Genomic DNA, 14,008 nt, shown 5'->3' on the forward strand with positions numbered 1-14,008 from the left:
CGTCAGTCGGCCTCACGGCGCGAGAAGGTGAAGGAGAACTCCGACGGAGCGGCGTGCAGTTCGTACTGCGGCAGGACCCCCGGACCGCAGGACTGCGAGCCGATGCCCTGCTGGCCGTGGTCGAGATGGACCCACACCGTCTCGCCGGGAACCAGGTCCGTGCGGTGCGTGGCGGCGTCCAGCTGCTCGGTGGTCCAGCGCCGCGCCGTGAACCAGAAGGCGGGGTCACCGACCATCCGCAGCCCCTCCCCGTCGAACCCCGTCCGCAGCTCGGCCCAGCGGACGTCCGCGCGGGCGCCGTTCTCCTGGGGGCGCACGTACGGGGTCTGCATCCGGTCGACGTGCTCGAACCAGGTGCCGATGTGGGACACCGCCGTGTCCGGATACGCCTCGCCCTGCCCGCTGCCGAACCAGAACGCATGCCCGTACGCGGCCGGGAGCCCGAGCCGGATGCCGAGCCGGGGCAGCGGCACCGTCCATTCGCCCTCGGGCCGCACGGAGACCGTCAGGCGCAGCCGGGTGGCGTCGGACGTCCAGCGGTAGACGGTGCGCAGGCCGATGTTGCGCGAGGCGGGGGCGACACGGGTGCGGACGGTCAGGGCGTCGTCGGTCAACTCGACCGCGTCGAGACGGTGTTGCATCCGGTGCAGGCCGAGCTCGCGCCACAGCAGGCCGTAGCGCCGTCCGCCCTGCCAGGACGCCCCGTTGTCGTTGTCGGTGGGGGCGCGCCAGATGTCCAGGCGCGGGGCGCCGGTCAGGGGGATGCCGCTCAGCGTGTGCAGCGCGCCGGTGCGGACGTCGAAGGTGCCGGGGCCCAGGGTGATGAAGTCGCCCTCGCGCACGGGGCGTTCACCGGTGGCGACGGGGACGGCGGGACGCGGCGTGAGGGCGAACTCGGCCCGCGCGACACCGTGGTCCAGCTTCGTCCAGTTCGTCTCGACGCCCACCATGGCCGAGAGGTGCAGGAAGGTCTCGGTTTCGCGGCTCGCGGGCGGCGGGTCCGGAAGCTTCAGTTCGACGGACTCGCCGGGCCCGAGCTCCGGCGGCACGGCGAGATTTCCCGCCTCGCACACCGCGTCGTCGTCGCCGACGTACACCCACTCGAAGGACAGATGGGACAGGTCCGCGAAGTCGTGCAGATTGGTGACCCGGACCGTCCCGGCGGCCTTGTCGTACGCGAAACGCACCGGCTGGATGACCCGCTTGTACTGATCGAGCCCGGGTGACGACCGCCGGTCGGGGAAGAGGAGACCGTCGCAGACGAAGTTCCCGTCGTGCAGCTCCTCGCCGAAGTCGCCGCCGTAGGCAAAGCCGAGCTCCGGGTGGTCCAGGCCGTGGTCGATCCACTCCCAGACGAAGCCGCCCTGATTGCGCTCGTGCGCCTCGAACAGCTCCTGGTACTCGCTCAGTCCGCCGGGGCCGTTGCCCATCGCGTGCCCGTACTCGCAGAGGATGAAGGGCAGTTCGCGACGCGCCTCGGGCGCGCCCGTGTCCTCGCGCCGGCCGATGCGCTCGACCTCGGCATGGTCGGCGTACATGCGCGAGTACATGTCGGTGTACGCGCAGGACTGGTCGCCCTCGTAGTGGATGAGGCGCCCGCTGTCCCGTGCCCGGATCCAGCCGGCCATGGCGGCCAGGCCGCGGCCCGTCCCGCACTCGTTGCCGAGGGACCAGATGATTACGGAGGCGTGGTTCTTGTCGCGCTCGACCATGCGGGCGGCGCGGTCCAGGAGCGCGGGCGTCCAGCGGTCGTCGTCGACGGGGTTGTCGCGCCACTCCTGTTCGGTGAAGCCGTGGGTCTCCAGGTCGCATTCGTCGATGACCCACAGGCCCAGCTCGTCGCAGAGGTCGAGGAAGGCGGGGTGCGGCGGGTAGTGGCTGGTGCGGACCGCGTTGATGTTGTGCTGCTTCATCAGGAGGACGTCGGAGCGCATGGTGGTGAGATCGAGCGCGCGGCCCGTCTGAGGGTGGAACTCGTGCCGGTTGACGCCGCGGAACAGGATGCGGCGGCCGTTGACCTTGATGAGGCCGTCCTCGACGGCGACCGTGCGGAAGCCGATGCGCAGCGGTACGCGCTCGCCCGCCGTGGCCAGGACCCCGTCGTAGAGGCGGGGCGTCTCGGCGGTCCACGGCTCGACGGGCACCGTCACGGACTCGCCCGTGGCGACGTCGATGCCCAGCCCGGGCACCGTGACCCGCCCGTCCACGTCCGAATCGACCCGCAGCGTCCCCGTCCCCGCCCGGTGGTCGTACGAGGCGTGCGTGAAGAAGTCGAGCACGCAGCCCTCGGGGCGGTGCAGCAGGGTCACGTCACGGAAGATGCCCGGCAGCCACCACTGGTCCTGGTCCTCCAGGTACGAACCGGACGACCACTGGTGGACCCGGACCGCGAGGACGTTGCCCGACGGCCTCAGGAGGTGGCCGACCGCGAACTCGTGCGGCAGCCGCGAGCCCTTGAACTCGCCGAGCTCCGAGCCGTTCAGCCAGACGCGGGCACAGGACTCGACGCCGTCGAAGCGCAGGGTGCCGCCGCCGTCCGCGGGCCAGTCGTCCGGCAGGTCGAAGGTGCGCAGATGGTCGCCGGTCGGGTTCTCGGTCGGGACGCGGGGCGGGTCGACCGGGAAGGGGTAGAGCATGTTGGTGTAGATGGGTGCGCCGTGCCCCTGGAGCACCCAGTGGCCGGGTACCGCCACCGTGTCCCAGGTCCCGGCGTCATGGCCGTCCCGGGCGAAGGAGTCGTCGGCGGTGTCGGCGGTGGGGGAGAGCCTGAAGCGCCAACTGCCGTTCAGGGAGAGGGAGACGGCATCCGACCGCGCGTACCACGCGCGGGGCGGGAGGCTGCCGGTGCCGGGGGATACGTCCTCAAAATAGGGGAGCTCCATGACCTCCATCAGACAGCGGGGCGGCGTGCCGTCACAACACTGACGCGGCGGGGGTTGTTGGATTCTCGGCGGCTGAGTTGGACGAATGCTGCATGCGCCGCCAGCCGCCCTCCCCGCACGCAGCCCGGCAGCGGCAGTCCGAAGCCGCCGCTACGTGAGTTCCAGTTCCCCGGAGATGACGCGCTGGGCCACCGTTTCGAGCGGCACGCCCAGGGCGAAAGCCCGCGCCTTGATGAGCGCCAGGGCGTCACCGGGCGACCTGCCCGACTGCTCGGAGAGCATGCCGGACGCCTGGTGGACCACGGCACGCAGATCCGTGCCGCCGTAGAGCCCGGGGTCCGCGTCGGGGCCCAGGAGCACCCCGTCCGCCAGCGCGGCGGCGACCTCACGGAGCTTTCCCGCCCTGGCGAGTGCCGAGCTGAGATCGAAGACGGTGAGCACCCCGATGCAGTCCGACGCCACGTTCAGCGGCAGCGCCGCGACCGAACGCAGGCCGAGGGCAAAGAGGCCCGAGCCATAGCCTGGCCAGCGCCTCTCCAGCGAGGCACCCGACGCGTACACCACCCGCCGGTCGCGGGCCGCGTCGCGGCCGGGGCCCGCGGTCAGGACGTACTCCAGATCCTGGGCGCCGCGCGAGGGCCGGTCCGAGGCGGCGACCGCGAGTTGGCTCAGGTCTCTCCCGATGAGCGTGAGCGCGGCACTGCGCGTCCCGCACGCCTCGGCGACCCCCGCCATGAAGAGAGGGCGGGCGCCGCCGCCCGCGGCCTCCGCCTCCGCCAGCCGCAGGGCGTACGCCTGCTGGAGGCGGGCCGTAGTGAGATGGCGCTCCGCGACCGAGCGGTGCCGTCTGGCCATCGCCGAATGAAACGCATAGCCCGTCTCCGCGTAGAGCTGCTCATGACGAGCGGCACTCGCTGCCTCGTTCGCGGCGCGTTCGCCGGCCCGGACGGCACGCCCCCAGGCGTCCTGAGACCGTCCACCCGAGTTTGGTGAACTGCCCTCTCTGGAGCTCATCCCACCAGCCTACGACGTGTCGGGTCAGCTGCCGCCCGCGTCGGCGACATCTTCCATCAGGAGGACGACACCTCCGTTGTGTCCGTCGAACGGCGAACAGATCACCGAACAGTCGATGTTGCGCCCGATGCGGTTCACCGCCGGGATGACCACAGGACCCGACCGCTTGCCCGAGGCGACGCACTGCTGGATGACATCCCGCAACCGGTCGGTGGGCAGCCCGAAGTCGAGTGCGAAGAAGTGCTCGTCGAGCACCTCGTCCGGACGAAGGCCCCACAGGTCGACGGCGCCCTTGTTCCAGTTCTTGGCGCGCATGTCCGCGGAGAGCACGACCACGCCCGCCGCGATGCTGCTCACCACGCCCTCCAGGAAGGCGTGCGCCTCGTCCAGATCCGTGGTGCGCAGGCGCATCTCGTCGTTCATCGTCTCGAGCTCTTCGTTGCCGGACTGGAGCTCTTCGTTGGTGGTCTCCAGCTCCTCGTTCGTGGACTGGAGCTCTTCGTTGGTGGTCTCCAGCTCCTCGATGCTCGACTGGAGTTCCTCGTTGGTGGTCTCCAGCTCCTCGTTCGTCGACTGGAGTTCCTCGTACGCCGTCTCCAGGTCCTCGCGTACGCGCTTGACCTCGGCCTTGAGCCGCGTTGCCTGCGTGACGTCCGAGAACGTGACGTTGATGGCGACCGGCAGGCCCGGACCTCCGGGGCCGCCCAGGACCGGCTGGATGTCGATGTCGAAGTACTGGAGGTCGTTGCCCATCCGGCGCTCCGCGCCGCGCACGTGCATCGGCCGGCGCTCGTAGATGGCCTGGTCGATCAGGGAGCGCAGTTCGGTGGGCCGGTAGGAGATCTCCAGGTCCTGGAACGGGCGCCCCACGTCGTTGGGCGTGAGGCCGAACTGGGTCCGTGCGCCCTGGTTGACCAGGATGACGATTCCGTTGCCGTCCAGGGCGATGCTCGCCCCCGGCATCGAGTCCAGGATCAGGTCCCGCAGCCCCGACTGCGAGGCCTGCTGCCTCTCGGCGGCACCGCTGGCCCTGGCCTTCAGCGGAGTCGTCGCCGGATACGGCGGCGCGCTGCCGCCGGGGCGGCGGCGGAAGACACGCTGGCGGATGCTGATCGCTTCGAAGCGCTCGGTGTCGTTCAGGAGCATCTCGGCCTTGCCGAGGAAGAGATAGCCGCCCTCGCGCAGGGCGAAGTGGAAGCGGTCCAGGATCTGGGTCTGCGCCTCGACGTTGAAGTACATCAGCGTGTTGCGGCAGACGAGCAGGTCGAGGCGGGAGATCGGGGCGTCACGGGTGATGTCGTGGCGGCCGAAGATGACGCGGCGCCGCAGATCCGTCCGGAAGGCGTACTGCGTGCCGTTGCGCTCGAAGTACTTGTCGCGCAGCTCCCTGGCCAGCGGCTCCAGGGCCTTCGCGGGGTACTGCCCCGAGCGGGCGTCCCGCAGGGCTTCCTCGTCGACGTCCGTGGCGTAGATCTTGACGCGCCGCACGCACTCCTCGACGCCGAGTGCCTCCGCGAACATCATGGCGAGGGAGTACGCCTCCTCGCCGCTGGAGCAGCCCGCGCTCCAGACCCTGATCTCCGACGCCGGGCCGACGGTCTGGAGCAGTTCGGGCAGCATCTCGCGCCGCAGCAGGCCCCAGGCGTCCGGGTCGCGGAACACGGAGGTGACGTTGATCAGGATCGTGTTGAACAGCGCGCGGAACTCGTCCGCGTCGGTCTCCAGGAGGTCGCGGTAGTCCGCGTACCCCTGTGTGCCGACGTCGTCCATCCGCTTGCGGATGCGACGGCCGAGGGTGGAGCGTTTGTAGCCGGTGAAGTCGAACCCACGCGCGTCACGGATGAACGTGAGCAGGTCCTCGAGGCCATGGTCCATCGCCCCGTCCGACTGAGGTCCGCGAGCCGGCTCCCTGTCCAGTGCCGACGTCGCCTTCTCCTCCGGCTCCTTGTCCCCCGACTGCTCCGTGTGATGCTCCTGTTCTACTTCACTCACCCTCTCTGCTTCATGTGCCTGATCCGTCTCACTCGCGGGTTCCGGATGTCCCTTTGCCCCCGGCTGCGCGCCCTCTGCTCCGGCGCCCGACGACTCACCCATCACTGCCTCTTGCCCTCGACCAGTCCGCGGATGGCCGCGGCAATTTCCTCTATACGGAGTACGAAGTCCACGGCTCCGGTGTCCACCGCCGCCGTGGGCATTCCCGCGAACTGCGCACTCTCCGGATCTTCGGCGATCACGGTGCCGCCGCGCGACTTGACCGCCTCCACACCCATCGCGCCGTCCATACCGGTGCCGGTGATCACACAGGCAATGGCCTGCGGTCCGTACGCTCCGGCCACCGACTCGAACAGCAGGTCGGCGGAGGGGCGCACGAAGTGCACGAGCTTACTGTTGGACAGCGTGAGCACGCCCTCCGGCCCCACCAGGAGGTGGCGGTCGGGCGGGGCCAGATACACCGTCCCCGGCTCGACGCTCTCCTGGTCAGCGGCCAGTTTCACTTTCATCTCCGTGCGCCGGGTGAGGACCTCGGCGAGGAGCGTGCGATGACGCGGGTCGAGATGCTGGACCACGAGCACCGGGACCGGCAGGTCAGGGCTGAGTGCGCCCAGGATCATGCCGAGCCCCTGAATGCCTCCGGCAGACGAGGCCAAGGCCACGATGGCGAATGGTCCCGGCGCGTGCTCTTCCAGCCTCACACTGTTGAGCCTAGTCGCTGGCGGTCCGATCGGTCTCGCGACGCAGGGGGCGCACTTTCCCTTGTCGCGACCCGGGGCGTCTGCTTGACTCCGCCCGCCGGAACGCCGGAACGAACGCCAACCGATCCGCGGAGGACACCATGGACATCACCCGCAGACGCCTGCTGTCCGCTCTGTCCGCCGCGGGTCTCCTGTCGGTGCTCCCCGCGCTGCCCGTGAGCGCGGCCGAGGCCGCGGCGGACAGCGACCGGCTCCTCGCCAACACCGTGGGGATCTTCGCGGGTACGACCGGGTCCAACGCCCGTCCCGAGACGGCCGCCAAGCTCGCCGCGATCGAGAAGACCGCGCGGACGAACCTGAAGTCGATGGACGACGCGGGCGCGGGCGAGCTGTTCGCGGGCCTGGTGCTCGGCACGGACGACGCCAACCTCAACACGGCTTTCCGGCGTCTGTACGAGATCGCCCTCGCGACCCGCACGCCGGGCCCGACGCCGTCGGACCTCTACGGCGACACCGCCGTGCAGCGCCGTGTGATCGACGGCCTCGGATGGCTGCACGAGCGCCACTACGGCGATCAGTCCAAGGGCTACTACGGCAACTGGTTCAACTGGGAGATCGGTATCTCCCAGCACGTCAGCAAGACCCTCGCACTCCTCGTCGACGAGGTGCGGACGTACCGGCCCGGCCTCATCGCCACCTATGTCACCTCGATGGACGCCTATCTGCGCAACGGCACCGACGGGGACGTGAACCTCGACTCGCGCTTCCACACCGGCGCCAACCTCGCCGACATCACCACCAACCGCATCCTCCAGGGCGCGCTCATCGGCGCGGACGGCGGGGCCCGCATCCGCAAGGCGCTCACCGATCAGCTGACGGTCTTCGTCACCATCGACCCCTACCGCCTGCGACACGGCGTGACGGACGGCTATTACGCCGACGGCTCGTTCATACAGCACGCCTCCGTCGCGTACACGGGCTCGTACGGAAAGGGCCTGCTCACCAGGGTCGTACAGACCCTCAAGATCCTCGACGGCACGGGCTTCGCGCACGGCGAGGAGCTGGTGCCGACGGTCCGGCGGTGGGTCCGCGACGGCTTCGCGCCGCTCATCTTCGAGGGCTGGATGATGGAGATCGTCAAGGGGCGTGCGGTGTCGCGGCCCGACGGCGGCTACGTCGACGTCGGGGTCGTCGTCGAGGCCGTCGTGGACCTCGCGTCGCTCTCCGCGGGCGCCGACGCCACCGCCCTGAAGAGCTACGTGAAGCACATCCGGTCCACCTCGCGCGCCGCGCTCAACCCGTCCGGCTTCGTCTCGCCGGTCAGCATCGCGCACTACGCCGACATCATCGGCGACGCCTCGGTGCCGCCCGCGGACCTCAACCCCGCCGCGCGCAGCGTCGCCTTCAACGCCATGGACAAGCACGTCCACCGCAGAGAGGGCTACGCCTTCGCGCTCGCGCGCAGCTCGGATCGGATCAGCAAGTACGAGTACATGAGCGGCGAGAACCTCATGCCGTGGTTCCAGGGCGACGGCGCCCACTACCTCTATCTCTCGGGCCAGGACCAGACCCAGGCGTTCGGCGTCGACTACTTCACCACGGTCTCGCCGTACGGCCTCGCGGGCGTCACCGCGCCCGTCGAGCAGCGCCGGACGATCCCCGAGCTGTACGGGAAGCCGTACTACGACAATCCCGGCCACCCGCTGAACTTCACCTCGTCGTCCGAGTCGCAGAACAAGTACGTCTACTTCCCGCGCGGCACCAACCGGCACTCCGGGGGCGCTGTCCTCGGGGCGTACGGCGCGGTCGGGGCGGTGCAGTCCAGCGATGCCGCCTACCGCGACCGGGAGTTGCTGCCGGACGACTTCGTGGTCTACCGGGGCGCGACGGCGACGAAGTCCTGGTTTTTGCTCGACGAGGAGATCGTGGTGCTCGCCGCGGGGGTGGGCGACGGGGCGGGGCGTGCCGTGACGACGACGGTCGACGCGCGCACCGCGCTCCCGGACGACCAGGTCTCCGTGACCGGGGAGTTGCGCGACGGGCGCCCGTGGACCGGCGCGGGCACGGGCGACCTGCGGTGGCTGCGCTGGGCCAACGCCACGCGGCAGTCCGCCGTCGGCTACGTCTTCCTGGACACCCCCGAGGTGCGGGTCACCCTGGACAAGGTCACTCGCAGCCGCCGCGTCGTGCGCACCGCGAACCCCGACACCGCGGTGACGCGCACCGTCCTCGGCGTGAGCGTGGACCGGGCGGCCGGGGCGCGTCCGGTGTCCCTGGCCTACGCGCTGGTGCCGAACGCGGGCGAGGCGGGGCTGCGGGCGTACCGCGGCGGGCGGACGCCGAAGGTCCTCGCGAACACGGTGCGGTTGCAGGCCGTCAGCCATCCGGGCCCGGGCCTGACCGCAGCGAACACCTTCACGCCGGGGCGCCACGAGGTCGCCGGGATACGGATCGAGGGGCCGGCGTCCGTGCTCGTGCGGCGCGAGGGGCACGGGACGGTCACCGTGGCGGTGTCGGACCCGACGATGGACCGGGACAAGATCACCGTGCTGCTCCGCGGCCGTCCCCTGCGGGCGGTCACGGCCGACGAGAGGGTGCGCGTGAGCCGGGCCCACGGCGGCACCCGGATCGACGTCGACACCCGCCACGCGTACGGACGGAGCTTCACGGTGACGTTGCGCGGCTAGGGGATCTCTGGCGGATCTCACGCCCGGTCAGGTCTCCTCGACGGTGACGGCCTGCACCGGGCAGGTCCGCGCGGCCTCGTGTACCAGCGGATCGCCGCCGCCGTCCTCGCGGCCGGGGAGCACCTCGCTGAAGCCGTCGTCGTCCTGGGTGAAGACGCTCGGAGCGGTGAGCGCGCACATCCCCGCGCCCACGCACCGCTCCTGTTCCACATGAATACGCACGCGCAACTCCTACCAGATGACGGGGAGTTCGAGCATCCCCTGGATCGTGTCGCCCGGTTTGAACGGGATCTCCCGCGCGGGCACGGCAAGACGCAGCCGCGGCATCCGCTCGAACAGCGTCCGCAGGGCGATGTCGATCTCGGCGCGGGCGAGGTTCTGGCCCAGGCACTGGTGGATGCCGAAGCCGAAGGCGAGGTGGTGGCGGTCGGAACGGTGGAAGTCCAGTCCCTCCGGCGCCTCGTACGCCGTGCCGTCGCGGTTGATGAGGGAGGTGGAGAAGACGACGCCGTCGTCCGCGCGGATCGTGCTGCCCGCGACGTCGATGTCCTCCTTCGCCACCCGCAGCAGGCCGTCCGCGATGGACAGGAAGCGCAGCAGCTCCTCGACCGCGGCGGGCATCAGCTCCTGCCGGGCGCGCAGTTCGGCCAGCTGCTCCGGGTGCTGGAGGAGCGTGAACGTCCCCAGGGAGATCATGTTCGCCGTCGTCTCGTGGCCCGCGACGAGCAGGATCGTCGCCAGGCTGACCAGTTCCTCGCGGTCGAGGGCGCCCTCGGAGAGCTGCCGGTGGATGAGCTCGTCGAGGAGTCCGTCGCCCGGATCGCGGCGCTTGCGCTCGATCAACGCGTAGAAGTAGGCGTCCAGTTCGTCCCGAGCCCGCTCGGTGTCCTGCGCGCGCGGGCCGCGCAGCAAGCGGCGCGACTGTTCCTCGAAGAATTCGTGGTCGGCGTAGGGCACGCCCAGGAGGGCGCAGATCACCATGGACGGAACCGGCAGCGCGAACGCCTCGACCAGCTCGGCAGGCGAGCCCTTCGCCTCCATGGCGTCCAGGAGCCGGTCCACCGTCTCCTGGATCCGCGGGCGCAGAGCGGCGATCCGCTTGACCGAGAAACTGGGGATCAGCATGCGGCGCTGGGCGTTGTGCACGGGGTCGTCGACGCCGAGCAGGGCGACACGGCGGTTGCGCACCTTCGCGAAGCGCTCGGTGGGTGCGGGGAACGCCTCGTTCTCCCGGTCGGTGGAAAGGCGCGGGTCGATGAGCAGGTCACGGGCCGTTCCCCGGCCGGTGACCACCCAGACGGAACGGCCGTCGAAGAGCCGGACCCGGGAGAGCGGCCGTGCCTCGCGGAGCGGTTCGTACGCCTTGGGCGGGTGGTAGGGGCAGGTGCGGTCCTGCGGGAAGGCGACTGGTTCGGAGGCCGGCGAGTCGGAGGCGGCTGCCGAGATCGGTTCGGACGCGACTGATTCCGTCATGGACTTACCTCACAAGCGGAGGGGCTCCCTTTACCTGTTCCATTGGATGCCTGGGGCATCTAGTTGGTCCACTCCACAATGAGCCAGATGGCGGCTGTTCGGGCGCCCGAATCTGGCCGGAATCAAGTGCTCCACTCCGCACCGCCCGCGGCGTCACTCCCCACCAGCGGCGGCAGCAGCGGTTGAGGGCCGACTGTTCGGAGAGGCCGAGAAGCAGGGCGACCTGGCCCAGGGGCAGATCGGTGCCGGTGAGGTAGCGGCGGGCGGCATCGCGCCGCTCCTCGTCGACGACCTCGGCGAATGTCGTGCCCGCGGCGCGCAGCCGCCGCTGGAGGGTGCGCGGATGCAGGTTCAGGAGGCGGGCGACGGTGCCGATGCCGGGCGGCGCCGTGCCCAGCGACCGCCCGACGACCGCGCGGACACCGCTGACGGTGTCCGTGCGCTCCGCGGGCAGCTGCTCGTCCAGGTACGCGAGCGCGAGCCGCCGCAGATGCGCGTTGCCGCCGCCGAGCGGCCGGTCGGCCAGGCTGAGCGGGACCCGGAGCAGGGCAGCGGGGCGGTCCGCCTTCACGGGTACGCCGAAGAAGTCCTCGTACACCGCGAGCGGGGCGAGCAGCGGATGCGGCAGCTCGACCGAGCCGAGGCCGTAGGGCCCGACCAGACAGACGATCGCCCGGTGCATGAACCCCAGGGAGAGGTCGATGCCCTGCGGCGGCGCCTCGACGCCCTCACGTACGCCGTAGCGCAGGGCGGCGACACCCGGGGTGCCGTAGGGGTCGGGCTCCAGGCTGAGGCTCAGCGAGCGCGCGTGCACGAAGAGATAGCGCGTGGTGCACTCCATGGCGTCGCCGAGGGTCTCGGAGTTCTGGATGGCGAGCGCGAGGGCGCCGAGCATGCCCAGATCCTGCCGGGCCGCGATACGAAGGCCGAGATCCGGGCAGCCGAGATCGTCCGCGGCGAGCTCCAGTACCGTGGCCATCGCCTCCTCGGGCACCAGGAGGTCGTCCCCGTCCAGAGCGGCCGTGGGACAGCCCGCCTGCCGGGCATAGACCTCGGCGTCACCGCCGAGCTCCGCCACCGTGGCGCGGAAACCGCGCAGCCCCGCCGATCTGATCACGGACATGTCGTCCAGGGTCAAAGATCTGTCGTCCCGGGTCAATTCCTGCCGGGTGTGGTTCCGGACACTGGAGGAATGACGCACTCCGCAGAGACGAACTTCGCAGAGACGCACCCCGCGGACCCCGGCACCACCGCCAACGGTGCTCCCGCCGAGCACATCGACGTCGTGATCGTGGGCGCGGGACTCTCCGGCGTCGGTGCCGCCTACCGGTTGCAGACCGAGTGCCCGGAGCGCTCGTACGCGATCGTCGAGGCGCGACAGTCCATGGGCGGGACCTGGGACCTCTTCCGCTACCCCGGTGTGCGCTCGGACTCCGACATGTTCACCCTCGGCTACCCCTTCAAGCCCTGGCGCGGCTCGAAGGTCCTCGCCGACGGCGAGTCCATCCTGAGCTACATCAAGGACACGGCCGCGGAGTTCGGCATCGACCGCCGCATCCGCTACGGGACCAAGGTCGTCGGCGCCGACTGGTCCACCGCGACGGCACGCTGGACGCTGACCCTGGAGCACACCGGCGAGGACGGCGTCCGCACCCGCTCCACCGTCACCTGCGACTTCCTCTACTCCTGCGCGGGCTACTACAACTACGACCACGGGCACGCCCCCGAGTTCGACGGCGCCGACTCCTTCACCGGCACGGTCGTGCACCCGCAGTTCTGGCCCGAAGACCTGGACCACACGGGCAAGCGCGTCATCGTCATCGGCAGCGGCGCCACCGCCGTCACCCTGGTGCCCGCGATGGCGAAGAGCGCCGCGCACGTCACCATGTTGCAGCGCAGCCCCACCTGGATCGGCTCGCTGCCCTCGCGCGACCGCCTTGCCGACGGCATCCGCGCCGTACTGCCCGCGAACGCGGCCCACCGGATCGTGCGGACGAAGAACATCCTCTTCGCCATCGGCCTCTACCAGTTCTGCCGGCGCAGCCCCAAGGCCGCGCGGCGCCTGCTCACCGGCCTCAACAAGCGCATCGTCAAGGACGACCAGCTGGTCGCCGACCACTTCACCCCCTCGTACGACCCCTGGGACCAGCGGCTGTGCGCGATGCCCGACGCCGACCTGTTCAAGGTCCTCAAGACGGGCGACGCCGAGATCGTCACCGATCACATCGACCGCTTCGTCCCCGAGGGCATCCGGCTGAAGTCGGGGCGCGTCATCGAGGCCGACGTGATCGTGACCGCCACCGGGCTCCGCCTGCTCGCCTTCGGCGGCATCGCCCCGAGCGTCGACGGCCGGACGGTCCCGCTGAACGAACAGTTCGTGTGGCGCGGTGCGATGATGACGGGCGTCCCCAACTTCGCCGTCTGCATCGGCTACACCAACGCGTCCTGGACGCTGCGCGCCGACCTCACGTCCCGCCTCGTGTGCAAGGTCCTCGGCCACATGCGCGAGCACGACTACGCGGCGGTGGAACCCCGCCCGACGACCCTCCTGAACGAACGCCCGCTGCTCGATCTCGCCTCGGGCTACGTCCAGCGCTCCATCGACGCCTTCCCCCGGCAGGGCGACCGCAGCCCCTGGAAGGTCCGCCAGAACTACGTGCTCGACGCGGCGTCGACGATGCGCACCAACCTCCGCAGGACACTCGCGGCCACGCCGGCGGCGGCCGTGCGCGGGGCCCGTGCGGCGGCCGATGAGCGCACCGCAGGGCAGCCCGTGACCGCCGCGCGAAAATAGTTGGCGCTCCGCCCGGGCCCGCGGCTAGGGTTGCTTCCGTTCCTCCGGCGGCCGTTCGGCTGCCGGTGCCGGTTGAGTGTGATCCAGGAGGTGTGACTGATGGCTGTCGTCGAGATGGGCGCTGCCCGCATCCAGAAGTCCGTTCATTCCACCTCCGTGGCCGCCGGCTGACACTTTCCTCTTTTCGCGCACCAGCAGCGTGCGTGTATGCCGGGGTCACCCCTGTGAAGGGTCCCCCTTGTCTTCCTCTGCATTCCCGCAGGCTTTCTCCTCCCCGTCCTCGCACCCCCTCGCGCCCTACGGCTGGGACGCGGACCGGGAGACCGAGTTCATCCCGTACGCGGCACAGGGTCTGCTGCCCGGCCGTGTCCTGCGCGTCGACCGCGGGCAGTGCGACATCGTCACTCCCGAGGGCGTCATCCGCGCCGACACCGAGTTCGTCGTGCCGCGCGACCCCATGAAGGT

9 protein-coding genes and 1 pseudogene are annotated in these 14,008 nt (G+C 70.4%); 3 read left to right on the forward strand and 7 right to left on the reverse strand.

The window, feature by feature from the left end:
• Nucleotides 1–2: 2 nt before the first annotated feature.
• From ACQKIP_RS07510 to ACQKIP_RS07525, 4 genes are all read right to left on the reverse strand, one after another.
• Complete coding sequence (locus ACQKIP_RS07510; RefSeq protein WP_365858695.1) at nucleotides 3–2,882, reverse strand: glycoside hydrolase family 2 TIM barrel-domain containing protein; 2,880 nt, start codon at nucleotides 2,880–2,882, stop codon at nucleotides 3–5.
• A gap of 150 nt (nucleotides 2,883–3,032) precedes the next feature.
• On the reverse strand, nucleotides 3,033–3,737 hold the full coding sequence (locus ACQKIP_RS07515) for an ANTAR domain-containing protein (protein WP_365858697.1): 705 nt from the start codon (nucleotides 3,735–3,737) through the stop codon (nucleotides 3,033–3,035).
• Nucleotides 3,738–3,920: 183 nt separating this feature from the next.
• Nucleotides 3,921–5,888, reverse strand: a complete 1,968-nt coding sequence (locus tag ACQKIP_RS07520) for a CheR family methyltransferase (RefSeq protein WP_365858699.1) — start codon at nucleotides 5,886–5,888, stop codon at nucleotides 3,921–3,923.
• Nucleotides 5,889–5,989: 101 nt separating this feature from the next.
• On the reverse strand, nucleotides 5,990–6,589 hold the full coding sequence (locus ACQKIP_RS07525; RefSeq protein WP_365858701.1) for a chemotaxis protein CheB: 600 nt from the start codon (nucleotides 6,587–6,589) through the stop codon (nucleotides 5,990–5,992).
• A gap of 140 nt (nucleotides 6,590–6,729) precedes the next feature.
• Here ACQKIP_RS07525 and ACQKIP_RS07530 point away from each other — a divergent pair, with 140 nt between their 5' ends.
• Nucleotides 6,730–9,276: a polysaccharide lyase family 8 super-sandwich domain-containing protein gene (locus tag ACQKIP_RS07530; RefSeq protein ID WP_365858703.1), complete on the forward strand. Its 2,547-nt coding sequence runs from the start codon at nucleotides 6,730–6,732 to the stop codon at nucleotides 9,274–9,276.
• A gap of 27 nt (nucleotides 9,277–9,303) precedes the next feature.
• On the opposite strand, the gene ACQKIP_RS07535 is transcribed toward ACQKIP_RS07530, so the two are convergent.
• The 3 genes from ACQKIP_RS07535 to ACQKIP_RS07545 are packed head-to-tail and all read right to left on the reverse strand — an operon-like array spanning nucleotide 9,304 to nucleotide 11,872.
• Complete coding sequence (locus ACQKIP_RS07535; protein ID WP_365858705.1) at nucleotides 9,304–9,498, reverse strand: ferredoxin; 195 nt, start codon at nucleotides 9,496–9,498, stop codon at nucleotides 9,304–9,306.
• Between the two features lie 9 nt (nucleotides 9,499–9,507).
• Nucleotides 9,508–10,749 carry a cytochrome P450 gene (locus tag ACQKIP_RS07540; protein ID WP_365858707.1) on the reverse strand — a complete coding sequence of 414 codons (1,242 nt, stop codon included), beginning with the start codon at nucleotides 10,747–10,749 and terminating at the stop codon, nucleotides 9,508–9,510.
• A gap of 4 nt (nucleotides 10,750–10,753) precedes the next feature.
• Nucleotides 10,754–11,872, reverse strand: a complete 1,119-nt coding sequence (locus tag ACQKIP_RS07545; protein WP_365858709.1) for an AraC family transcriptional regulator — start codon at nucleotides 11,870–11,872, stop codon at nucleotides 10,754–10,756.
• Nucleotides 11,873–11,941: 69 nt separating this feature from the next.
• Here ACQKIP_RS07545 and ACQKIP_RS07550 point away from each other — a divergent pair, with 69 nt between their 5' ends.
• Together ACQKIP_RS07550 and ACQKIP_RS07555 are read left to right on the forward strand one after the other, a co-directional pair.
• Entirely contained in the window at nucleotides 11,942–13,543 is a 1,602-nt protein-coding gene (locus ACQKIP_RS07550) for a flavin-containing monooxygenase (protein WP_365858711.1), read from the forward strand.
• 238 nt (nucleotides 13,544–13,781) lie between these two features.
• Nucleotides 13,782–14,008 (forward strand): annotated as a pseudogene (locus tag ACQKIP_RS07555) (ribosome small subunit-dependent GTPase A); the annotation flags it as partial.

It is taken from the genome of Streptomyces sp. NPDC059900, assembly GCF_050270335.1.
In the GTDB taxonomy this organism is placed as follows: domain Bacteria; phylum Actinomycetota; class Actinomycetes; order Streptomycetales; family Streptomycetaceae; genus Streptomyces.